The organism is Mesorhizobium newzealandense (genome assembly GCF_042682145.1).
Classification (GTDB): Bacteria; Pseudomonadota; Alphaproteobacteria; order Rhizobiales; family Rhizobiaceae; genus Mesorhizobium; species Mesorhizobium newzealandense.
Window position 1 is genome coordinate 57,900 of sequence record NZ_JBHUGZ010000028.1, and the last position, 21,072, is coordinate 78,971.

Annotated in this window: 20 protein-coding genes; 14 read left to right on the plus strand and 6 right to left on the minus strand. The window is 64.6% G+C overall.

The features are described 5' to 3' along the window. The first annotated feature begins 7 nt into the window (after window positions 1–7). The 5 genes from ACFSOZ_RS32620 (at window position 8) to ACFSOZ_RS32640 (ending at window position 4,761) form a co-directional block, all read left to right on the plus strand. A complete protein-coding gene (locus ACFSOZ_RS32620; protein WP_379104982.1) occupies window positions 8–1,309 on the plus strand; it encodes an ABC transporter substrate-binding protein in 1,302 nt (433 codons plus the stop codon). A gap of 158 nt (window positions 1,310–1,467) precedes the next feature. Beyond that, on the plus strand, window positions 1,468–2,349 hold the full coding sequence (locus tag ACFSOZ_RS32625; RefSeq protein ID WP_379104984.1) for a branched-chain amino acid ABC transporter permease: 882 nt from the start codon (window positions 1,468–1,470) through the stop codon (window positions 2,347–2,349). Further along, window positions 2,346–3,308, plus strand: coding sequence for a branched-chain amino acid ABC transporter permease (locus ACFSOZ_RS32630; RefSeq protein WP_379104986.1), 963 nt, complete (start codon window positions 2,346–2,348; stop codon window positions 3,306–3,308). The genes ACFSOZ_RS32625 and ACFSOZ_RS32630 overlap by 4 nt, the downstream gene beginning before the upstream one ends. Beyond that, window positions 3,305–4,030 carry an ABC transporter ATP-binding protein gene (locus ACFSOZ_RS32635; protein ID WP_379104988.1) on the plus strand — a complete coding sequence of 242 codons (726 nt, stop codon included), beginning with the start codon at window positions 3,305–3,307 and terminating at the stop codon, window positions 4,028–4,030. The genes ACFSOZ_RS32630 and ACFSOZ_RS32635 overlap by 4 nt, the downstream gene beginning before the upstream one ends. Beyond that, window positions 4,027–4,761: an ABC transporter ATP-binding protein gene (locus ACFSOZ_RS32640; RefSeq protein ID WP_379104990.1), complete on the plus strand. Its 735-nt coding sequence runs from the start codon at window positions 4,027–4,029 to the stop codon at window positions 4,759–4,761. The genes ACFSOZ_RS32635 and ACFSOZ_RS32640 overlap by 4 nt, the downstream gene beginning before the upstream one ends. Here the strand turns inward: ACFSOZ_RS32640 and ACFSOZ_RS32645 are convergent, their stop codons facing one another. Together ACFSOZ_RS32645 and pncA are read right to left on the minus strand one after the other, a co-directional pair. Then, window positions 4,762–6,186 carry a sodium:proton antiporter gene (locus ACFSOZ_RS32645; RefSeq protein WP_379104992.1) on the minus strand — a complete coding sequence of 475 codons (1,425 nt, stop codon included), beginning with the start codon at window positions 6,184–6,186 and terminating at the stop codon, window positions 4,762–4,764. It lies immediately after the preceding gene. A gap of 28 nt (window positions 6,187–6,214) precedes the next feature. Continuing rightward, window positions 6,215–6,829, minus strand: coding sequence for a bifunctional nicotinamidase/pyrazinamidase (pncA, locus tag ACFSOZ_RS32650; protein ID WP_379104994.1), 615 nt, complete (start codon window positions 6,827–6,829; stop codon window positions 6,215–6,217). Window positions 6,830–7,093: 264 nt separating this feature from the next. Here pncA and ACFSOZ_RS32655 point away from each other — a divergent pair, with 264 nt between their 5' ends. The 6 genes from ACFSOZ_RS32655 to ACFSOZ_RS32680 are packed head-to-tail and all read left to right on the plus strand — an operon-like array spanning window position 7,094 to window position 14,224. After that, complete coding sequence (locus ACFSOZ_RS32655; protein WP_379104996.1) at window positions 7,094–7,957, plus strand: FAD binding domain-containing protein; 864 nt, start codon at window positions 7,094–7,096, stop codon at window positions 7,955–7,957. Beyond that, complete coding sequence (locus ACFSOZ_RS32660) at window positions 7,954–10,770, plus strand: molybdopterin-dependent oxidoreductase (RefSeq protein ID WP_379104998.1); 2,817 nt, start codon at window positions 7,954–7,956, stop codon at window positions 10,768–10,770. Before ACFSOZ_RS32655 ends, ACFSOZ_RS32660 begins: the two co-directional genes overlap by 4 nt. After that, entirely contained in the window at window positions 10,767–12,308 is a 1,542-nt protein-coding gene (locus tag ACFSOZ_RS32665) for a 6-hydroxynicotinate reductase (RefSeq protein ID WP_379105000.1), read from the plus strand. The genes ACFSOZ_RS32660 and ACFSOZ_RS32665 overlap by 4 nt, the downstream gene beginning before the upstream one ends. Continuing rightward, window positions 12,308–13,189: a UPF0280 family protein gene (locus ACFSOZ_RS32670; protein WP_379105002.1), complete on the plus strand. Its 882-nt coding sequence runs from the start codon at window positions 12,308–12,310 to the stop codon at window positions 13,187–13,189. The genes ACFSOZ_RS32665 and ACFSOZ_RS32670 overlap by 1 nt, the downstream gene beginning before the upstream one ends. After that, the gene (locus ACFSOZ_RS32675; protein ID WP_379105004.1) at window positions 13,182–13,766 is read left to right on the plus strand and encodes an amino acid synthesis family protein; all 585 of its coding nucleotides are present in this window, start codon (window positions 13,182–13,184) and stop codon (window positions 13,764–13,766) included. The genes ACFSOZ_RS32670 and ACFSOZ_RS32675 overlap by 8 nt, the downstream gene beginning before the upstream one ends. Then, the gene (locus ACFSOZ_RS32680) at window positions 13,763–14,224 is read left to right on the plus strand and encodes a MarR family winged helix-turn-helix transcriptional regulator (protein ID WP_379105006.1); all 462 of its coding nucleotides are present in this window, start codon (window positions 13,763–13,765) and stop codon (window positions 14,222–14,224) included. Before ACFSOZ_RS32675 ends, ACFSOZ_RS32680 begins: the two co-directional genes overlap by 4 nt. Window positions 14,225–14,261: 37 nt before the next feature. Here ACFSOZ_RS32680 and ACFSOZ_RS32685 read toward each other — a convergent pair whose 3' ends face one another. The 3 genes from ACFSOZ_RS32685 to ACFSOZ_RS32695 all read right to left on the minus strand — a co-directional run bounded on the left by ACFSOZ_RS32685 (window position 14,262) and on the right by ACFSOZ_RS32695 (window position 17,382). Continuing rightward, on the minus strand, window positions 14,262–15,053 hold the full coding sequence (locus ACFSOZ_RS32685; protein WP_379105008.1) for an inositol monophosphatase family protein: 792 nt from the start codon (window positions 15,051–15,053) through the stop codon (window positions 14,262–14,264). 89 nt (window positions 15,054–15,142) lie between these two features. After that, window positions 15,143–16,144: an LLM class flavin-dependent oxidoreductase gene (locus tag ACFSOZ_RS32690; RefSeq protein ID WP_379105010.1), complete on the minus strand. Its 1,002-nt coding sequence runs from the start codon at window positions 16,142–16,144 to the stop codon at window positions 15,143–15,145. A gap of 68 nt (window positions 16,145–16,212) precedes the next feature. Then, the gene (locus tag ACFSOZ_RS32695; RefSeq protein WP_379105012.1) at window positions 16,213–17,382 is read right to left on the minus strand and encodes an AI-2E family transporter; all 1,170 of its coding nucleotides are present in this window, start codon (window positions 17,380–17,382) and stop codon (window positions 16,213–16,215) included. Between the two features lie 299 nt (window positions 17,383–17,681). Here ACFSOZ_RS32695 and ACFSOZ_RS32700 point away from each other — a divergent pair, with 299 nt between their 5' ends. Both ACFSOZ_RS32700 and ACFSOZ_RS32705 read left to right on the plus strand, forming a co-directional pair. Beyond that, on the plus strand, window positions 17,682–18,236 hold the full coding sequence (locus tag ACFSOZ_RS32700) for a carboxymuconolactone decarboxylase family protein (protein ID WP_379105014.1): 555 nt from the start codon (window positions 17,682–17,684) through the stop codon (window positions 18,234–18,236). A 96-nt stretch (window positions 18,237–18,332) separates the two neighbouring features. After that, window positions 18,333–19,157 (plus strand): helix-turn-helix domain-containing protein, encoded by an 825-nt coding sequence (locus ACFSOZ_RS32705; protein ID WP_379105016.1) that lies wholly within the window; start codon window positions 18,333–18,335, stop codon window positions 19,155–19,157. A 41-nt stretch (window positions 19,158–19,198) separates the two neighbouring features. On the opposite strand, the gene ACFSOZ_RS32710 is transcribed toward ACFSOZ_RS32705, so the two are convergent. Continuing rightward, window positions 19,199–20,257, minus strand: coding sequence for an LLM class flavin-dependent oxidoreductase (locus ACFSOZ_RS32710; RefSeq protein ID WP_379105018.1), 1,059 nt, complete (start codon window positions 20,255–20,257; stop codon window positions 19,199–19,201). Window positions 20,258–20,572: 315 nt separating this feature from the next. Here ACFSOZ_RS32710 and ACFSOZ_RS32715 point away from each other — a divergent pair, with 315 nt between their 5' ends. Continuing rightward, window positions 20,573–21,001 carry a DUF6481 family protein gene (locus tag ACFSOZ_RS32715; protein WP_379105020.1) on the plus strand — a complete coding sequence of 143 codons (429 nt, stop codon included), beginning with the start codon at window positions 20,573–20,575 and terminating at the stop codon, window positions 20,999–21,001. The last annotated feature ends 71 nt before the right edge of the window (window positions 21,002–21,072 follow it).

Sequence of the window (21,072 nt, forward strand, 5' to 3'; positions counted from 1 at the left end):
CGGCATCATGGACAAGAGCAAGACCTTCGACCTCTCGAAAACCGGCCTCACCCGGCGCACGGCGCTGAAGGGGTTGGCCGCCACCGCCGGCCTGGTCACCGCGCCAGGTTTCGTCCGCTATTCCCAGGCGCAGAGTTCGGCGCCGATCAAGATCGGCTTCCAGTCGCATCGCACCGGCATCGGCGCCGCCTATGGCCGCTGGTACGAGAAGACCACCGCCGCCGCGATCAAGGCGATCAACGCCGCGGGCGGCATCAATGGCCGTCAGGTCGAGGTGATCGTCGAGGATGACGGCACCGATCCCGGCCGTGGCGCAGAGGTGGTCGGCAAGTTCGCCACCCAGCACAAGACCGACATCGTCTTCGGCACGCTGTTCTCGCATGTCGTCATCGGCTCGGCGCCCGCCGCAGGCGAGGCCAAGATCCCCTACTTCGTCGTCAGCGAAGGCCATCATGTCGCCTCGACCAAGCTGAACCGCTATGTCTTCCAGCCCGGCATCACCGACGTGAAGAGCCAGATCCAGTCGATGGCGCCGTGGATTGCCGGTAATGTCGGCAAGAAGGTCACCATGATCTTCCCGGATTTCGCCTTCGGCTACGATCACCGCGACTACCTGCCGCCGGCGCTGAAGGCGCAAGGCGCCGACGTCATCGCCCAGATCGCCATCCCGCCGACGGAATCGTCCTTCACCAAATACTTCCCGCAGATCCCGGCCGAGACCGAGGTGATCTACCACGTCATGGTCGGTCCGGCGGTGCTCACCTTCGTCAAGGAACTCGGCGAATTCTACGGCTCCAACCGGCCGCAGCTGTTCGGCTTCATCGATTCGCTCGAAGCCACCGACATCAACAGCCCCGGCCTTGAATTCCTCGACGGCAGCCATTTCTGGGAAGGCTCGCCGCGCTATGCGCAGGCCGATGATTCCGAGGCGCAGAAGGCCTATCGCGCCGCTGTCGGCATCGACGACAATGGCGCCGCCGTCGGCGACCCCAAGGACGTCTCCACCGCCGCGCATATGTTCGGCTGCTGGGAGACGCTCTACGTCGTCAAGAAGGCGATGGAAGACGCCGGCTACAAGGGGCCCGAAGACCGCGCCAAGCTGGTCGAGGCGACCGAAGCGCTGACCGCCTTCGCCGAGGGTCCGGAACACCCGCAAGGTGCAAAGACCTTCAACGGCAAGATCCACCAGTGTTTTGGCATCCAGAACATCTCCAAGGTCGAGGGCGGCAAGCTCAAGGTCGTCCACAAGACCAAGATCGAGGACGGGCTTTACGAGGCTGAAGGGGATTATACGACGCAGGCGCTGTGAGGCGCCTTACCCTCCCCCTTGTGGGGAGGGTCGGCAAATAGGCTTCGCACCTGCGAAGCCTATGAGACGGGGCGGGGGTCGCGACGGCCCGTGCCCCACCCCCCACCCGACCGCTGCGCGGTCACCCTCCCCCTAGGGGGAGGGTAAGGGCGCCCTGAATGCACTTTGGTCCGCACCTCCTCCTCGCCGCCCTCGAAGGCCTCGTTACCTCCGCCGTGCTGGCGCTGACGGCGCTTGGCCTGTCGCTGGTGTTCGGCGTCATGCGGGTGGTCAATGTCGCGCATGGCGAGTTCTTCATGCTCGGTGCCGTGCTCGCCTGGGCAATCACCACGGCGATCGGCGGCCATCCGGCGCTCGGCTTCCTGGCGGCATTGGTGGTTGCGCCGCTTATCGTCGGCACCATCGCGCTGGTCGCCGAGCGGCTGGTGCTGCGCCGGCTCAACTACAATCCGGAAGCCACCATCGTCGCCACCATCGGCATGCTCTACATCATCCAGCAGCTCGCGCTGACCTTCTACGGTCCGGAGGCGCGGCCGGTGGAGCCGCCATTCAGCTATCGTATCCTTTTGCCGTGGTTCGGCTACTCCGGCTACAAACTGTCGATCATCGCCGCTTCGGCCCTGCTGCTGCTCGCGACATGGCTGGTGCTGACGCGCACGAAGATCGGCCTCATCATGCGTGCCACGCAGTATGACAGCGAGACGGCGCAGGCCTTCGGCATTCCCGTCGGCCGCGTCTATGGCGGCGTCTTCGCGCTCGGCGCCATGTTGGCAGCCATCGCGGCGGTGCTGATCGTGCCGATCAGCCAGGCGCATTACCTGATGGGTCAGGATCCGCTGCTGCTCTCCTTCATCGTCGTCATCATCGGCGGTCTCGGCTCGCTGCGCGGCACGGTCGTCGCCGCCGTGCTGATCGGCCTGTCGGACGGCATCATCTCGATGTTCTTCTCGCCGACACTGGCCAAGATCATCGCCACGCTGCTGGTTGCCATGGTGCTGGTGTTCCGGCCGCAAGGCCTGTTCGGGACAGCATCGCGATGAGCGAAGCTTCGCCGGCAAAAGCCTACGGTTTGCATCTCGGCGTCATCGCGCTGCTGCTCGTGCTGAGCTTCCTACTGCCGGAGTACTACCACGGCCTGCTCGCCCGCATCATGGTGCTGGCGGTCTTCGCCATGGGCTACAACATGCTGTTCGGCTATGTCGGCCTGCTCAGCCTCGGCCACGCCATGTTCTTTGCCGCCGGGCTCTACGGTGCCGGCCTTGCCGTCATCCAGCTCGGCTGGAGCGTGCCGGCGGCATTCGCCGCAGGCCTCGGCTGTGGTGTTGTTCTTTCACTGGTCATCGGCCTGCTGGCGCTGCGCACGACGGGCGTCGCCTTCATGATCGTCACCATGATGTTCGCGCAGGTTTTTTATCTCCTTGTCCTCTATTTTGCAGGGTGGACCGGTGGCGACCAGGGCATGGTCGTGCCGCAGCAGGCGCGGGTGCTCACCTTTGGTGAGACATTGCTCGACCTCACCAACCCGACCGTCCGCTACATGAGCGCGCTCGGGCTGTTTTCGATCGTCCTTCTCGTCACCCTGGCGATCGTCCGCTCCAGATATGGCCGCGTGCTGGTCGCCATCCGCGAGAACGAGGAGCGGACGAAGATGCTGGGATACGACACGTTCTCCAACAAGCTCGCCGCCGTCGTCATCTCCGGCATCATCTGCGCTGCCTCGGGTGCCGCCTATGCGCTGCTGTTCGGCTATGTCGGATCGAGCTTCGCTTCGGTGCAATACTCGATCCTGCCGCTGCTCTGGGTGCTTCTCGGCGGCGGCGCCACGACGCTCGGGCCGCTGATCGGCACGCTGTTCATGTATTATGTGATCGACATCACCAGCGGCTACACCTCGGCCTATCTGCTGATCGTCGGCGTGGCCCTCATCCTGCTGGTGCTGTTTTTCCCCAAAGGCATTCTCGGCAGCATCCGGCAGCGTTGGCTCGGGTGGCTGCCATGATGCCGCTTTTGACCACCAAGGACCTGTCGCGCAATTTCGGTGGCCTGCGTGCCGTCGATGGGGTCGACTTCGCGCTGATGCCCGGCGAGATCCGCGCCGTCATTGGTCCCAATGGTGCGGGGAAAACCACCTTCGTCAGCCTGGTCAGTGGCCGCATCCAACCGTCTTCCGGCATGATCGTCTTCGACGGAGCCGACATCACCAGCCTGCCGGCCTATGTCCGCGTCCGCCAGGGCATCGCCTACACGTTCCAAATCACCAGCGTCTTTGCCAATCTCTCCGCCTATGACAATGTCGCGCTGCCGGTGCAGCGGACGCTGAGCGACGGCCGCTCGAAAGGCGCCGTACGCGCCGGCGTCATGACCGCGCTCGAACGCACCGGCCTTGCCGACCGCGCCCACATGCCTGCCGGGCAGCTGTCCTATGGCCACCAGCGCCTACTGGAGGTGGCGATGGGGCTGGCGCTGAAGCCGCGCCTGCTGATCCTCGACGAGCCGACGCAAGGCCTGGCCGACAGCGAGATCGACAATTTCATCAACCTGGTGCGCGAGATCGCCAGAAGCGCGACCGTGCTGCTGATCGAACACAACATGCCGGTCGTCATGCAGCTGGCCGACCGCATCACCGTCTTCAACGCCGGCAAGATCCTCGCCGAAGGCACGCCCGAGGCGATCCGCGAGAACACGGCTGTCCAGGAAGCCTATCTGGGGACCGCCCCATGACTGCAACGAATATGACGGAGGCAACGTCTGGAGCGTTGGTGATCTCGGGACTGGACTGCTTCTATGGCGAGGTCCAGGTGCTCTATGGTCTCGACCTCGTGCTGAACAAGGGCGAGGTGCTGTGCCTGTTCGGCCGCAACGGCGCCGGCAAGACGACGACGCTCAAAGCCATCATGGGTCTTGTCCCGGCCAGCGCCGGATCGATCAGGCTCAGTGGCCAGGAGTTGACCGGTCTGCCGGCGCATGAGGTGCCGAAGGCCGGTGTCGCCTATGTGCCGCAGGGAAGGCGTCTGTTCGCCGAGATGACGGTGGCGGAAAACATCGAGATCGGGCTGATGGCGCGCGGCAAGGGCAAGGCGACGCGCGAAAGCGTGCTCGATCTCTTCCCGCTGCTGCGCCAGCGGCTCCGGCAGCGCTCGGGCACCTTGTCCGGCGGCGAGCAACAGATGCTGGCCATGGCGCGTGCGCTCTGCCTCGAGCCGCAGGTGCTGCTGCTCGACGAGCCGACCGAAGGGCTGATGCCGTCGATGATCGCAAAAATCCGCGAGACGATGTCGAAACTGCGCGACATGCATGTCTCTACCATCCTGGTCGAGCAGCGCGTCGATGCGGTGCTGTCCGTCGCCGACCGTGTTTGCTTCATCGAGAACGGCCGCAACCGCGAGACAGTCGATGTCGAGGAATTGCGCGCCGACCCGTCGGCGGTTCGCCGCTATGTCGGTGTCGGCTGATCAGCCGAAGAACAGCAAGCCCGCAACCAGGAAGGTCGGGATCAGCACCAGCCCGGACCACAGCATGTAGCCGAAAAAGCCCGGCATGCTGACGCCGCGCTGCCTGGCGATGGCATAGACCATGAAGTTGGGCGCATTGCCGATATAGGTGTTGGCGCCCATGAACACAGCGCCCGCCGAGATCGCCGCCAGGGTCGAGGCGGCCTCCGCCATTAGGTGCCGCGGGTCGCCGCCGGCCAGTTCGAAGAACACCAGGTAGGTCGGCGCGTTGTCGAGGAAGGACGATAGCGCCCCGGTCAGCCAGAAATAGGCAAGGTCGTTGGGCTGGCCGGAAGGCGAAGTGACCAGCGCGACCAGCGGCGCCAGCGCGCCACTGGGGCCGGCTCTCAGGATGGCGATCACCGGCACGATTGCAATGAAGATGCCGGCAAACAGTTTCGCCACTTCTGATATCGGACCCCAGTTGAAGCCGTTCGCCTCGCGGTACTCCTTGCGTGAGACGGCCAGCGAAACGAAGGCCAGCACCAGGATGATGGCGTCGCGCACCAGGTTCTGCAGTTCGAGGCTGACGCCCTGGACGGAGAAGCTGACACCCGGCTTCCAGGTCGCCGACAGCAGGATGGCGCCGATGACCCCGGCCAGCAGTGGAACGTTGGGCAGGCCGCGGAGCCGTATCTTGGAATCCGGCGTCGGGTCCTTGATCTTCGGCGCGCCGCCCTCGCGCCGATACAGGATGATGTCGATCGCCAGGAATGCCGCCAGCACGACACTGCCGACGAACAGGGTCTCGCGATAGAGATTGGTGGTCGTCCAGAAGAAATCGACACCGCGCAGGAAACCGACGAACAGCGGCGGGTCACCCAAGGGCGTCAGCGAGCCGCCGATGTTGGAAACCAGGAAGATGAAAAAGATGACGACATGGGCGTTGAACGGCCGGTTGTCATTGGCCCGGATGATCGGCCGGATCAGGATCATCGAGGCACCGGTCGTGCCGATGACCGAGGCCAGCAACGCGCCGACCAGCAGCAGCCCGGCATTGACCAGCGGCGTGCCGTGGATATTGCCGGCAACGAGAATGCCGCCCGAAATGGTGAACAGCGCGAACAGCAAGATGATGAAAGACATGTATTCGGCGAGCAGCGCATGCAGCACCGCCTCGGTCGCCAAGGGGAGACCGAAGGCCAATGCCAGCGGCACGATCACCAGCGCCGCCCAGAGGGCCGCGATCTTGCCGTAATGGTGCTCCCAGACATGTTGGAACAGCAGCGGGCCGGTGGCGATCGACAACAGCAGGCCGGCAAAGGGCAGCGCCCACCACAGCGACATCGAGGCGCCGGGCAGGCCGTGTTCCTCCGCCGCCAAGGCTTGTTCCGGAAACAGCAGCGCGACGGCTATCGCAGCGCCCGCTCCAGTCGCAATCCGCAAAAAGCCCCTCTTGCGCCCCACGGTGCGTTCAATCCAGGACGTGGTCTTCGAGCGTCACGCCGGCATCGCGCATGCGCTTCAGCATGGCATCGAGTGAACCGTTGAGATCGATGCCCCGGCAGGCATCGAGCCGGACGGTGGTTTTGAAGCCATGCTTGACGGCGTCCAGCGCCGAAAACGCGACGCAGAAGTCGGTCGCCAGCCCGACCAGGGTCAGCGTGTCGATGCCACGCTCCCTGAGATAAGCGGCAAGGCCGGTCGGCGTCGTCCGGTCGTTCTCGAAAAAGGCCGAGTAGCTATCGATGGCAGGCCGAAACCCCTTGCGGATAACGAGCTCAGCCTTGGTCCAGGCGAGGCCGGAATGGAAATCCGACCCCAGGCTGCCCTGGATGCAATGGTCCGGCCACAAAGTCTGCTGGCCGTAGGGCATGTCGATCATCGTGAAAGGCTGTGAGCCCGGATGGCTGGAGGCAAAGCTCGAATGGCCGGCGGGATGCCAGTCCTGCGTCAGCACGACATGGTCGGCGTGCCGGATCAGGTCGTTGACCAGCGGCACGATCTCGTCGCCGCCGGCAACCGCCAGCGCGCCGCCCGGACAAAAGTCGTTCTGCAGGTCGATGACAACAAGCGCTTCGTCGGCCATGGGGCTTTCCTCTTCTGTATGCAGGCTCCAGTGGAAAATGCCGCTGACGCGACCGGACGCAGAAACTCGACCAGATGGCCGGCGGCGTCAACCTCTCAAGGCATAACAAATGCGTGCCCGCGCGAGCTGCCACAAACTCTGGCTTTGACAATTCCTGCCGTCTTGATATCATTTGCATACGAATGAATTTCGTCCGGCAGCTTGTGCTGGCAGGGTCTTTCGAAATACCAGTTTCTGGAAGACCTCTTTACTGGAAGGCAAAGCGTGATCCGTTACGCGAAACCCACCTCGGTCGACGAAGCGCTCGCTTTGCTTGGCGAGGGCGCCTGGCGCATTCTTGCCGGCGGCACCGATTTCTATCCGGCACAAGGCAGCAAGCCCTTCCGCGACAATGTCCTCGACATCAACGGCCTGGCGGCGCTGCGCGGCATAGTCGAGACGGACGGCCATCTCGTCATCGGTGCACGCACGACCTGGACAGACATCATCCGCCATCCCTTGCCGCCGGCCTTCGACGCACTGAAGCAGGCGGCGCGTGAAGTCGGCTCGGTGCAGATCCAGAACGTCGCCTCGGTCGCCGGCAATCTCTGTAACGCCTCGCCGGCCGCCGACGGCGTGCCCGCCCTGCTGATCCTCGATGCCGAGGTCGAACTGCGCTCAGTGGCGGCGACGCGTCATCTGCCGCTGCAGGATTTCATTCTCGGCAATCGCCGCACGGCCTTGCAGCCCGGCGAGATGGTCGCAGCGATCCGCGTGCCGAAACCTGCCGCCACCGGCACGTCAGGCTTCGTCAAGCTCGGCGCACGGCGCTATCTCGTCATTTCGATCGCCATGGTGGCGGCGCGTCTGGTCGTCGACGACGGCACTGTCAGGCAAGCGGCGGTCGCCGCCGGCTCCTGCTCGGTGGTGGCCAAGCGCCTCGCCGGCGTCGAAGCCGCCTTGCGCGGCTTGCCCGCCGGCCAAGCGCTCGCCAATGCGGTCCTGGCCGCGCCGATGGCTGAGCTATCGCCGATCGCCGATGTGCGCGGCAGCGCCGAATACCGGCTCGATGCGGTGCGCGAAATCGTTGCCCGCGCCGTGCTGAAGGCCTGTGGGCCAATGAATGAACACGAGGTGGTGGCGGCATGAGCCAGGTCTCGCCCGACGTGCGTGAAGCTCTGCCCGATCCGGGCGGCGTTCAGCCTGGCCTCGGCCCTGAGCGAGCCGACATCGCCTTCGCGGTGAATGGCGCCGCCATCTCGGTCAACGTGCCGCCGCTGCGCCGGCTGTCCTCCGTGCTGCGCGACGAATTGCTGCTGACCGGCACCAAGGTCGGCTGCGACGCCGGCGATTGCGGCGCCTGCACGGTGCTGATCGACGGCGATCCTGTCTGCGCCTGCCTGATGTCGGCGGCTTCCGCCGCGGGAACGGCGGTCACGACAGTCGAAGGGCTCGCCAATGGAAGGCTGTCGGTGCTGCAGGCCTCGTTTCTCGATCATGGCGCGGCGCAGTGCGGCATCTGCACGCCGGCGCTGCTGGTCGCGGCAACGGCATTGCTGGACAAGAAGCCCAACCCGACCGAGGCCGAGGTGCAGGACGCGCTGGGCGGCATCCTCTGCCGCTGCACCGGTTACCGGAAGATCATCGCGGCGGTGATGGATGCCTCTCAGCAGGCCGGAAACCTCGATTTCCGCCTGCCTCAGTCCGGTCATGCCATCGGCTCCTCACCCATCAGGCTCGACGGTGTGCCGAAGGTGACCGGCGGCGAGAAATTCGGCGGCGATTCCTTCCCCACCGATGCGTTGGCCGTGCTGGTGGTGCGCTCGCCGCATTATCATGCCAGCTTCGCCTTCGGCGACCTCGATGGCTGGGCGCAGGCGCATGCTGGCATCGCCGGTGTCTTCACCGCCGCTGACATTCCGGGAAAGAACTGCTTCGGCGTTATCGGCCCGTTCGCCGACCAGCCGGCGCTGGCCGAGGGTTTTGCTCGCCTTCGCGGCGAGGCGGTGGCGCTGGTCGCCGGCGAGCGCGAGGCCATCCTCGATCTCGACCTGTCGGATTTTCCGGTCCGCTGGAGCGAGCTGCCGCATGTCCTGCAGCCTTGCGAAGCACAGGCCAGCGGCACCAGGCTGATCCATGAAAGCCGCCCGGCGAACCTGCTCACCTCCGGCTTTGTCGAGCGCGGCGATCCCGAGGCGGCCCTTGCCGGCGCTGCCGTCACCGTGTCCGGCGCCATAGATACCTCCTATGTCGAGCATGCCTATATCGAGCCGGAAGCCGGCTATGCCTATCTGGATGGCGACACGCTGGTCGTCGTCGCCTGCACCCAGGCGCCCTATATGGACCGCGACGAGACCGCTAAAGTGCTCGGCCTTGCCGTCGACAAGGTGCGCATCGTGCCGACCGCGACCGGCGGCGGCTTCGGCTCGAAGCTCGACGTCTCGCTGCAGCCATTGATCGGCCTTGTGGCGCTGAAGACCGGCCGGCCGGCGGCGCTTGCCTACACGCGCAACGAATCCATGATGTCGACCACCAAGCGCCATCCGGCCGAGATGAAGGCGACCATCGGCGCCGATGCCGACGGTCTTGTCACCGGCATGATCTTTGCCGGTGATTTCAACACCGGCGCCTATGCCAGCTGGGGGCCGACGGTCGCCAACCGCGTGCCAGTGCATGCGTCCGGCCCCTATGCGACGCCGAACTACCGGGCCGAGGGCCGCGCTATCCATACCCATGGCCCGATCTCCGGCGCCTTCCGTGGCTTCGGCGTGCCGCAGGCGACGATCATGCAAGAGACGCTCTATGACGAGCTGGCCGGCAAACTCGGCATCGACCGACTCGAGTTTCGCCTGAAGAACTGCCTTCGGAACGGATCCGAAACGGTTACCGGACAGCGGCTGGACTCCGGCGTCGGCATTGCCGAATGCCTGGAATCCCTGCGGCCGCATTGGTCGCGCGCGAAGACTGACGCGGATGCATTCAACAGCACCAACACCGATAGAAAGCGCGGCGTTGGCGTGGCTTCCTGCTGGTATGGCTGCGGCAACACCTCGCTGCCCAACCCATCGACCATTCGGGTCGGCATCGCGGCTTGCGGCGACATCATCCTGCATCAGGGCGCGGTCGACATCGGCCAGGGCTCGAACACGGTCATCACCCAGATCTGCGCCGACGCGCTGGGCCTGCCGCTGGAGAAATTCCGGCTGAAAAGCGCCGACACTGCCATCTCCCCCGATGCCGGCAAGACCTCGGCCTCGCGCCAGACCTTCGTCACCGGCAAGGCCGCCGAGAAAGCCGGCCGCGCCTTGCGCGAAAAGATCCTGCGCTTTGCCAATGTTTCCGAAAGGGCGTCCCTGCAACTGGATGGCTTGGCTCTCGTCATCCGCGAGGGCGACGCCGCCCGCCGCATCGATCTCGCCGCCCTCGACGTGGACACCGATGGCTTCGTCTTCCGCGCCGAGGAGACCTACGATCCGCCGACGCTGCCGCTCGATGCCAAGGGCCAGGGCAAGCCTTATGCGGTCTATGGCTACGGCGCGCAGATCGCCGAGCTGGAGGTCGACCTCAAGCTCGGCACGGTGAAGCTGATCAAGATCACCGCGGCGCACGATGTCGGCAAGGCGATCAACCCGCTGCTGGTCGAAGGCCAGATCGAGGGCGGAATCGCGCAAGGCATCGGCATGGCGCTGATGGAGGAATACATCCCCGGCCGCACCGAGAATCTGCACGACTATCTGATCCCGACCATTGGCGACGTGCCGCCGATCGAGACCATCCTGATCGAGGTTCCCGATCCGGAAGGACCGTTCGGCGCCAAGGGTCTGGGCGAGCACGTGCTGATCCCGACGGCGCCGGCGATCCTCAATGCCATCAGGCATGCCACCGGTGTCCTGGTCACCAAGGTTCCGGCGACGCCGACGCGCATCCGGGCCGCTATTCGCGAAAAGGAGGCACGCCCATGAGCGAGCTTGCCGAACGCTTCGAAACCCACGATCCCGGCGAGAAGCAGGTGGCTGAGAAGATCCGCTGTGATGCCTGCCCGGTCATGTGCTACATCGCCGATGGCCGCACCGGCGCCTGCGACCGCTACGGCAATGTCGGCGGCAGGATCGTACGCATGGACCCGCTGACCATCCTCGACCACGCGACCGAGTCGGGCACGGCCATGGTGCCGTTCGTCGCCGAGGGCGAGGCCTGGGATGGCGAACTGGTCAACACCGGCCGCCGCTTCGTCACCGCAATCGGTGCCGGCACCACCTATCCCGACTACAAGCCGGCGCCCTTCATCGTCAGCCAGGAAGTCGAGGGCGTCGATCTCGTCACCGTCGTCACCGAGGGCATCTTCTCCTATTGCGGCGTCAAGGTGAAGATCGACACCGACCGTCACCTTGGTCCCGAGACCGCGATAGTCCGCGCGGCTGGCGAGGCGATCGGCCACGTCACGACGGGCGAATACGGCTCGCAGATGCTGTCGCTGGGCGGCGTGCATCATCTGACCGGTGGCTCGAAGTCGGAAGGCCGCGCCACCTGCGATGCGCTGCTCAATCTGTGCAACCGCAAGCCGGTGGAGCTGGCCATCGACGGCGGCGCCACGATCATCGTCGAAGCCGGCAAACCACCTGTTATCGACGGAAAGCAGGAACACCGCATGCGGGTCGGCTGCGGCTCCGCCACCATCGGCATGTTCGCCACGCAATGGCGCGGGCTTGTCGACGAGGTCGTGGTGGTCGACGACCACATCACCGGCGTCGTTTCCGAGCATCAGGCCGGCAAGGTGCTGGGCTGGCAGGATACGGGCATAAAAATCATCGGCCGCCGCTCGACGCCTGGCCGCTATTTCAAGGTGTCCGAGCCCGGCCTCGGCTGGGGCGGCACCAGCATTTCCGACCCGCTGTCGATCCTCGGCGAATGGAACGCCAAGAAGGGCGCGCGGCCCGGCCTGTCGCTGCTGATGGTTTCGACCACCGGCGAGCAGTTTGCCTATTACGAACTCGATGACGAATTGAAGCCGGTGCAGAAACCCTTCCCGGAGCGGCTGCAGAAATCCGTCGGGCTGATCGAGGACAATTGCGAGCCGGCGCTGTGCACCGTGCTGTTCATCGGCGGCGCCGGCGGTTCGCTGCGCGCCGGCGTTACCGAGAACCCGGTCAACTTGACCCGTTCCGTGCAAGGCCTGAAGACTTATGTGACGGTTGGCGGCGCGCCGGTCTATGTCTGGCCGGGCGGCGGCATCACGCTGATGGTCGATGTCACGCGAGTGCCGGAGGGCGCCTTCGGCTATGTGCCGACACCGGCGCTGGTGGCACCGATCGAGTTCACTCTGCGCCGCGACGACTATGTCAGGCTTGGCGGCTATGAGGCCGAAATCCGCAGCGTCGAGGATATCGTTGCCAAGGGCGGCGAGTATCTCAATCCGCGCCGCGGCACGGGTGCCGCGGCCGGCAATCCATGGCCGCCGCTGGCGCAATTGCACCGTGTGCCCCCGAACGGGGCCGGATAATGACCGGCCCGCAAGCACACTGGCTGCAGGACGGCAAGCGGCTGCATCTGAACCACGGGCCGATCGACCTGATCGTCGAGGCCTTTGGCGAGGCGCACGAATGCCGCAAGGCCTATGAGCAGGCCGCAGCGCGCTTCCAGACCATTTTGGCCGAACTGGTCGAGGAATTGCCTGAATTGCGCCGGCCGGCCGCGTTGCGGCCGCGCACCTTCGCTGGTCCGACAGCGCGGCGCATGGAAGCGGCCGTCGTGCCGTTGGCGAAAGATTTCATCACGCCGATGGCCGCTGTCGCGGGTTCGGTAGCCGACGAAGTACTCGGCGCCTTGCTTGCGGGCCGTCGGATTGACCGCGCCTATGTCAACAATGGCGGCGACAGCGCGCTCCATCTCGGCACCGGCCGGTCGATGACACTTGTCATCGCCGGCACCGGACATGGCTTGGCCGACCGCGTCGTCATCCATGCCGGGGATGGGGTGCGCGGCGTCGCCACCAGCGGCTGGCGCGGGCGCTCGTTTTCGCTTGGCATCGCCGATGCCGTCACCGTGCTGGCGCGCACAGGGGCCGAAGCCGATGCCGCGGCGACGCTAATCGCCAATGCCGTCGACCTGCCCGGCCATCCGGCCATCCGGCGTGTGCCGGCGCGCGACATGGCGCCGGACAGCGACCTTGGCGACCGGCTGGTGACGCAGGAGGTCGGACGGCTTTCTTCAGCGGAAATCGCCACGGCGCTGGACAGCGGACTTGCCCTCGCCGAAGATTTCCGCCGCAGAGGATTGATTGCCACGTCGGCGCTGTTTCTTGCCGGCCAGACCCGCATCAGTGGTTACATGGCGCTTGCCGCGCCCAACAAAAGTCCAGGGAAGGAAGTTGCCCATGCCTGAGTTTCCGATCCGCAAGATCGCGGTTCTGACCGAAGAGATCTTTCATGAGGGCGGGCCGATGGCCAAGGTGCCGCGGCGGCGCGCCGCCGCCATGGCGCTGGTCAAGAACCCGTTTGCCGGGCGCTACGTGGAAGACTTGCAGAGCGCCATGGACGATCTGAAGCCGCTCGGCCTGTTGCTGGCCGACCGGCTGATCGCGGCACTCGGCGGCGATCCCAAGCAGATCGACGGCTATGGCAAGGGCGCTATCGTCGGCACCGCCGGCGAGCTTGAGCATGGCGCGCTGTGGCATGTGCCCGGCGGCTATGCCATGCGCGAACGGCTCGGCGATGCCAAGGCGATCGTACCGTCGGCGAAGAAGGTCGGCGCCTTCGGCTCGCGGCTCGACGTGCCGCTCGGCCACATCAATGCCGCCTATGTGCGCAGCCATTTCGACGCCATGGAAGTCGGCATCAACGACGGCCCGCGCCCCGACGAGATCCTGTTCTGCCTCGCCATGACCTGTGGCCCGCGCGTGCACGACCGCATGGGCGGGCTGGCGGCTGGGGATATCAAGGCCTGGGACGGGCTGCGGTGAGCGGCGGGGACAATCTGCTGAAGCTCGTCGACGCCGAAGAGCCTGATGAAAACGATTATCGCTTGCAGGAGCAGGTCGGCTTCATCCTGCGCAAGGCGCACCAGCGCCATGTTTCGATCTTCGCCGCCCATATCGCCGATCTGACGCCGCCGCAATTCGCGGCACTGGCCAAGCTGCGCGATGTCGGCGAGACCTCGCAGAACCAGCTTGGCACGCTGATCGCCATGGATGCGGCGACGGTGAAGGGTGTCATCGACCGGTTGAAGGCACGCGGCCTGGTCGAGCTTTCCAAGCATGAAGTCGACAAAAGGCGGCTGCTGGTCAACCTGACCGCGGAGGGCCGCGAGGCGATCGAGCGCCTGATCCCGCTGGCGCGCGAGATCACCCAAGAAACGCTGGCGCCACTCTCGGCCAAGGAGATCGCCACCTTCATGAAGCTGCTGGCCAAACTGGCGTGATTGCCCTGCCCTGCCCTGGATGACGAAGTCGGCAGGGTCAGAGCTTGAACGCCTCTGAACCAAGCTGATGCAGTTTCGGGAAGACTCCCCTGCCGCCTGATATTACCAGCGTCCCATTCTGCAGCACCGTCGTCGGATCGGGTTTGACGACCGTGCCACCGGCTTCCTCGACCAGGAGCATGCCAGCCAGGCAATCCCAGGCGTTCATGTGCTCCTCGACATAGCCCAGCAGGCGGCCGGCGGCGACATAGGCGAGCATCAAGGCGCCGGATGCGTTGCGGAAGAAGACGCCACCTTCGGCCAGGATCATGCGAACCAGCACGGCGACATTTTCGGTGTCGTCGCGGTTTGAGAATCCGGTCCCGACAGACCCTTCTTCCAGGCTGGTGGCAGCACTTGTCCTGATCGGCCTGCCATTGACGAAGGCGCCGCCGCCGAGGCGGCCGTGAAAGGTCTCGCCGGTCGACGGCTCGTGGATGACCCCAACCACGGTCTCGCCATGCCGGGCGCACGCGATCACCACGCACCAGGCCGGAATGCCGCGCACGAAATTGGCGGTGCCGTCGATGGGATCGATCACCCAGACATAGCCTGTCGAGCCTGTTACCGAGGCAAGTTCCTCGCCGATGCCGTCCTGCAGATAGTCGGCGGCAATGGCGGCGCGGAGGAACAGTTCGACCTCGCGGTCTGCTTCCGAGACCAAGTCCTGATGGCCCTTGCTCTCGATGGTCAGGCTGTCGAGGTCGCGGAAATATTTCAGGCCAAGTTCGCCCGCCCGCCGCGCCAGATCGATGGCAAACAGCATGCGTGCGTCATGGTCATTTTTCACGGGGGAACTCGATGTTGCGGAAGGATGCCTCGCCCCTTAGCAGAAGCAGACCGCACCTTCCAAGCCAGGAGTATCCCGTTCCAAGACTATCAGGCCGCCTGCGACAGCGATTTGTGGGCCTCGGCCAGGATTTCGAACGACCGCACCCGCGCGGCATGATCGAACATCTGCGCGGTGACCATCAGCTCGTCCGCGCCGGTGCGGCGCACGAACGCGTCGATACCTTGCCTGACCGTGTCCGGGGACCCGACGACGGCGCAGGACAGCGCCTGGCCGAGCATGGTCTTGGCCATCGGATCGAGATCGCGGTCATAGTTCTCGACCGGTGGCGGCAACCGACCGGGCCTGCCGGTGCGCAGATTGACGAAGGCCTGCTGCAGCGAGGTGAACAGCAGCCTCGCTTCGGCGTCCGTGGGCGCGGCAAAGACGTTGAGGCCGAGCATGACATGCGGCTTGTCGAGCTGTTCCGACGGCTGGAAGCGCGAGCGGTAGGTGTCCAGCGCGTGATCGAGTTCCGCCGGCGCGAAATGCGAGGCAAAGGCGTAAGGCAGGCCGAGCATGGCGGCGAGCTGCGCGCCGTAGAGGCTGGAGCCAAGGATCCAGATCGGCACGTTCTGGCCCTCACCGGGCACGGCGCGGATGCGCTGGCCCTCCTCGGCCGGCTGGAAATAGCCCATCAGTTCGACCACATCCTGCGGGAAATTGTCGACGCCGGCCTCGAGGTTGCGGCGCAGCGCTCGAGCCGTGCCCATGTCGGTGCCCGGCGCGCGGCCGAGGCCGAGATCGATACGGCCAGGATGCAAGGCGGCCAGCGTGCCGAACTGCTCGGCAATCACCAGCGGCGCATGATTAGGCAACATGATGCCGCCGGCGCCGACGCGAATGGTCCTGGTGCCGCCGGCGACATGGGCAATGACGACGGCGGTGGCCGCGCTGGCGATGCCCGGCATGTTGTGATGCTCGGCCAGCCAGTAGCGCTTGTAGCCCAGCAGCTCGGCATGACGGGCAAGATCGAGCGAGTTGGCCAGCGACTGCGAGGCATCGCTGCCTTCGATGATCGGCGACAGGTCGAGAACGGAAAGGGCTGTCATGAACGGGATCCTGTGTAGGGACCGCATGTAGGAAGCGCCTGTCGGCGCCGCAAATTCAAAAATATTGATCAGCCTTTTGCGGATTCGGGATCGGCGACGTCATCGTCCACGACGACTGCCGTCTGCTGCGCGGCGAGGAAATTGCCAACGTGGCTGAGCCCCTCGAAATGATCGCAGAACACCTTGATGACGACCAACAGCGGCACTGCCATCAGGGCGCCGACGAAGCCCCACAGCCACGACCAGAAGGCGATGGCGACGAAGATCGCCACGGCATTGATCTCAAGACGCCGGCCAACCACCATCGGTGTCACGAACTGGCCTTCGACAGTGTCGCACAACAGCACGAAGGCCGGTGCCAGCAGCGCGTAGGAGATGGTGTCGAAGCTGATCAGCGCCATCACCGCGACAAGCAAGATGGTCATCAGCGCCCCGACATAGGGCAGGAAGTTGAGCAGGGCGGCGGCGACGCCCCAGACCAGCGGGTTGGGCATGCCGAGCGCCCACAGGCCAAGACCGATCACCGCGCCGAGGCCGGCATTGATGATGGTGACGGTGAGCAGATAGTGCGAAATTTCGCGTTCGACGTCGTAGACGACGCGCAGCGCCCGCTTTTTTTCGCTGAGGCTGGCGAAGGACTGGATGATCTTCTCGTAGAACATCGTGCCCGAGGCGAGCAGGAACAGCGACAGCACGAAGATGATGGTGAGGCTTGTTCCCGCCGACAGGATGTTGCTGGCCGCTGACGACAGCATCCCTGACTGGGCGACCGCCACCTTCTGGATGCCGGGCTCCTGCGACGTCGCGGTCAGCTGCTCGATCTGATGCGAGATCTGCATGATCCGCTCGAGTGGACGCCGCAATTGCGCCAGCCGCTCGGTCAGTTGCTGGCCGATCGACGAGGTGTTGTTGATGAGGTCGATGACCGGGCCGCTGAGCAGGTAGCCGGCACTGGCGAAAATGCAGATCGACAGCAGCACTAGAAGGGTCGCCGACACCACTTCGGGAATGCCGCGCTTGCGCAGCAGCCGGACGATCGGCGTCAGTGTCAGCGCCAGCAGGAAAGCCAGCATCACCGGCATGAAGAAGGCGCGGGCGAAGTAGAGCGCGTAGATGGCCATGAACAGGAAGATGCCGACGAGCAGCGAACGCATCAGATGCGTGTCGGCGCGGGTCTCGACGCGCGGATCTGGCTCATCGGCAACGCCTGCGCCCAAGGTAGCGGGTTCGGTTTTCATGGTCACCCTCGAGCCGCCGCCCTCCGCGATCGGCAATTGCCTGCATGAAACGCAGAGTTACGGGCGCAGGTTCCATGAACCGGCTTCGGGAACGAGACCGCGCGGCGTGAGGCTTGGCAGGAAATCAGACGGCAGCGCGAGCGAATATTACATGGCGTGTAATTGAGACCACTCCTTCGACAAGCCTAATACAGGCAGGCTTTCGCGGCGCCAGAAGGAAACAATGACCCAACACTGCCATGGCGCAACGCGAAGGTTTGCGTGCAATCAGAAACTGATCTTGGAAGAGGACGTTAGAAATGCAGAGATTCAACCTTCAGACGATCGAGTCGGCGCCGGAAAAATCCAAGCCTGCGCTGAAGGCGCTGGAAGAGAGATTTGGCTTCCTTCCGAATGCGCTGGCGACGATGGCGAACAATCCGGTTCTTCTCAACGGATTCGTCGGCATCTTCGGCAGTTTTCACGGCGGCAGCTTCGACGAAATCGAAAAGCAGGTCCTGCTGCTTACCAACGCGGTCACGATCAAATGCCCCTGGACCGTTGCCGCGCATTCGACCTTCGCCATCGAAGACGGGATTGCCGAAAGCGAAGTCAAGGCGATCCGTGATGGCCGGTTGCCGAGAGACCCGAAATATGCGGCACTCTCGGCGCTGACGAAAGCGCTGATCGAGACCAGAGGAAACGTGAGCGATGCGGACATCGATGCGTTCACTTCGGCGGGCTATTCGAAGGCCCAGATCCTGGAAGTGGTGACCGGTGTCGGCATTTCCACCGTGGCGGCAACCACCACCAACATGGCCGGCACGCCGATCGAGGAACGCCTCCAGCCCCAGGCGTGGTCCGCGGCGGCCTGAGCCAATCGGCAGCGCATGGATTGGTTGGCGCGCCATCCATGCGCAGTCGGGGCATATGCGCCGTGTATGGTGCGGGTGGTTGCGAGGATATGATCCATGAAATCGGCGAAACTCACGACCAACATGATGCCGAACCTGGGCGTGCTCCTGCGCCACTGGCGTGATCTGCGTGGCAGCAGCCAGCTCGACCTATCGCTCGATACGGGCATTTCGCAAAAGCAGATCAGCTTCGTCGAAAGCGGCCGCAGCGTTCCCAACCGCCAGACCTTGATGGCCATCGCCCAGGCGCTCGATATCCCCTTGCGCGACCGCAACACATTGCTGCTGGCGGCAGGCTATGCGCCGATGTTTTCCGAGAGCGAGTGGGACTCCGCCGAGATGAAGAGCGTGACCAATGCCTTGCGGCGCATGTTGCGGCAGCACGAGCCGTTTCCCGCCGTGGTCATGGATCGATACTGGAACGTGCTCATGACCAACGAAGCCACGCCGCGCTTCTTCGGCTGTTTCATCGACATCGCCGCTCGCCAGGGACCGCGCAACATGCTGCACCTGATGTTCGATCCTCAGGGCATGCGTCCGTTCATCGCCAATTGGCAGGATGTGGCGAGGAGTTTGTTCGAACGTGTCTATCGCGAATCCATCGGCCGTGTCGTCGACGAGAAGACCAAGGCCTTGCTGGCAGAACTGCTCGCCTATCCGGACGTGAAAAGTGACTGGAAGAACCCCGTGGCGATCGGTTTCATGCCTGCCATTCCATTGGGTTTCATCAGGGAAGACCGGGTCCTCAACTACTTTTCGATGGTCACCACGGTGGGCACGCCGCAAACCGTTGCCGCTCAGGAACTGCGTATCGAGTGCATGTTCCCGGCGGACGAGGCGACGGAGATCCATCATGCCGAGATGATGGCGGCCGCCTGGTAACCGGTAGCGTGCAACCGACGGGCTGCGGACCTGCCGCTGGCCTAGACGGGCGCTGCCAGTGCCGGCGCGGACTTCGCGGTTTCCTTGCGCACGATCGGCGCCACCCTGGTGCCGTAGAGTTCGATCGCCTTCATGATCTTGGCATGCGGCATGGTGCCGATCGCCATCTGCAGCAGGAAGCGGTCATTGCCGAAGATCCTGTGCTGGGCGACGATCTTTTCGGCCACCTGCTCCGGATTGCCGACGAACAGGGCGCCATTGGGACCACGCGACTGGTCGAAATGCTCCCGCGATGTCGGACCCCAGCCGCGCTCGCGCCCAATGCGGTTCATCACTTCGGCCTGCGGACCGTAGAAATCATCGGCCGCCTGCTCGGTGGTCTCGGCAATGAAGCCGTGCACGTTGATGCTGGTTGCGAGGCCCGCCGGATCGCTGCCGGCGCGCTTGGCGGCCTCACGGTAGAGATCGAACAGCGGCGCGAAGCGCGCCGGCTCGCCGCCAATGATGGCCAGCGCCAGCGGCAGGCCGAGCGCACCGGCACGTGCAGCCGATTGCGGCGTACCGCCGATGGCGATCCAGACCGGCAGCCTGTCCTGGAACGGCCTCGGATAGACGCCGCGATCGTTGATCGGCGCCCGCAGATTGCCGGCCCAGGTGACCTCTACGCTGTCACGGATGGCAAGCAGCAGGTCGAGCTTTTCGGCGAACAACTCGTCATAGTCCTCGAGATTGTAGCCGAACAGCGGGAAGGATTCGATGAACGAGCCGCGGCCGGCCATGATTTCGGCACGGCCGCCCGACAGAAGATCGAGCGTGGCGAATTGCTGGAAGACGCGCACCGGATCGTCGGAGGACAGGACGGTGACCGCGCTGGTCAGCTTGATGCGCTTCGTGTGCTCGGCGGCAGCGGCCAGGGCCACGACCGGTGCCGAGGCGGCATAATCGGGCCGGTGATGCTCGCCGAGACCGAAGACGTCGAGGCCGACCTGGTCGGCCAGTTCGACCTCCTCGATCAGGTTGCGCAGCCGCTCATGCGGGCCAATGGCGCCCGGGCCCGGCTGCGGGCTGACGTCGGCGAAGGTGTAGAGACCGAGTTCCATTCGAATGTCATCCTGGTGTTGGGTTTTCCGGCTAGAGCAATTCCAGGAAAAGTGTGAAACGGTTTTCGGTCCGGAATTGCGTCAAAACAGAGAGAAAGAGCAGTTCACCGTTTCGCTGAACCGCTCTAGAGGTAGCGACGCGGTAGCCGCGCCGCCAGAGGGGCGGACGGTGAACAGTGCATGTCGGTTTCGCCCGAAAAGGCGTCTCCCGACTGCAACAACCCGGAATTTCATGGCTGGCATGCCGTTTTGGCGCTTGAACTCTCGGCATTCGCGCGTATGTAAGCGTCGCGAATTGACTTCAGGGAAGTGGACTTGGCTATCTACAGGGAAAAAGACATTTTCGAGCGGCGCAATGCCGCGAACGAGGCAAAGAAGGCGCTTCTGGAGCGCTTCAAGTCAAAGCCGGCGGCAGACGATCCTGCGGTGCAGGCACGACAGGCCGAGCGCAAGGCGATCCTCGAGGCTCGCCAGATACGTGAGGCTGAAAAGGCCAGGCTGAAGCAGGAAAAGCTGGCACGCGAGGCGGTCGAGAAGGCCGAGCGCGAGGCAGCAGCCGAAGCGGCACGCATCGCGGCCGAAGAGGCGGCACAGGCTGATGCCAAGATTCGGGAAGCCGAAGAAAACGAGCGCATTGCCCGTTTGCTGGCCGACGAAGCTGAACGCAAGGCCAAGCGCGACGCACGCTATGCGGCGCGCAAGCAGCGCACGGGCAGGACGCCTCCAGGCTTCTCCGCCCGCTAGCCTCCAGCTACGAAGCATCCGCTTCGAGAATCAGGGTCGCCTTGCAGCGGCCCTGAATGTGTTTGTCCAAT

Bases quoted from the DNA above. Each gene is read 5' to 3' on its own strand.
- ACFSOZ_RS32630 (WP_379104986.1), top strand. From the start codon at position 2,346: ATGAGCGAAGCTTCGCCGGCAAAAGCCTACGGTTTGCATCTCGGCGTC.
- ACFSOZ_RS32710 (WP_379105018.1), bottom strand. From the start codon at position 20,257: ATGGAACTCGGTCTCTACACCTTCGCCGACGTCAGCCCGCAGCCGGGC.
- ACFSOZ_RS32665 (WP_379105000.1), top strand. From the start codon at position 10,767: ATGAGCGAGCTTGCCGAACGCTTCGAAACCCACGATCCCGGCGAGAAG.
- ACFSOZ_RS32620 (WP_379104982.1), top strand. From the start codon at position 8: ATGGACAAGAGCAAGACCTTCGACCTCTCGAAAACCGGCCTCACCCGG.
- ACFSOZ_RS32670 (WP_379105002.1), top strand. From the start codon at position 12,308: ATGACCGGCCCGCAAGCACACTGGCTGCAGGACGGCAAGCGGCTGCAT.
- ACFSOZ_RS32705 (WP_379105016.1), top strand. From the start codon at position 18,333: ATGAAATCGGCGAAACTCACGACCAACATGATGCCGAACCTGGGCGTG.
- pncA (WP_379104994.1), bottom strand. From the start codon at position 6,829: ATGGCCGACGAAGCGCTTGTTGTCATCGACCTGCAGAACGACTTTTGT.
- ACFSOZ_RS32675 (WP_379105004.1), top strand. From the start codon at position 13,182: ATGCCTGAGTTTCCGATCCGCAAGATCGCGGTTCTGACCGAAGAGATC.
- ACFSOZ_RS32695 (WP_379105012.1), bottom strand. From the start codon at position 17,382: ATGAAAACCGAACCCGCTACCTTGGGCGCAGGCGTTGCCGATGAGCCA.
- ACFSOZ_RS32625 (WP_379104984.1), top strand. From the start codon at position 1,468: ATGCACTTTGGTCCGCACCTCCTCCTCGCCGCCCTCGAAGGCCTCGTT.
- ACFSOZ_RS32640 (WP_379104990.1), top strand. From the start codon at position 4,027: ATGACTGCAACGAATATGACGGAGGCAACGTCTGGAGCGTTGGTGATC.
- ACFSOZ_RS32690 (WP_379105010.1), bottom strand. From the start codon at position 16,144: ATGACAGCCCTTTCCGTTCTCGACCTGTCGCCGATCATCGAAGGCAGC.
- ACFSOZ_RS32700 (WP_379105014.1), top strand. From the start codon at position 17,682: ATGCAGAGATTCAACCTTCAGACGATCGAGTCGGCGCCGGAAAAATCC.
- ACFSOZ_RS32635 (WP_379104988.1), top strand. From the start codon at position 3,305: ATGATGCCGCTTTTGACCACCAAGGACCTGTCGCGCAATTTCGGTGGC.
- ACFSOZ_RS32660 (WP_379104998.1), top strand. From the start codon at position 7,954: ATGAGCCAGGTCTCGCCCGACGTGCGTGAAGCTCTGCCCGATCCGGGC.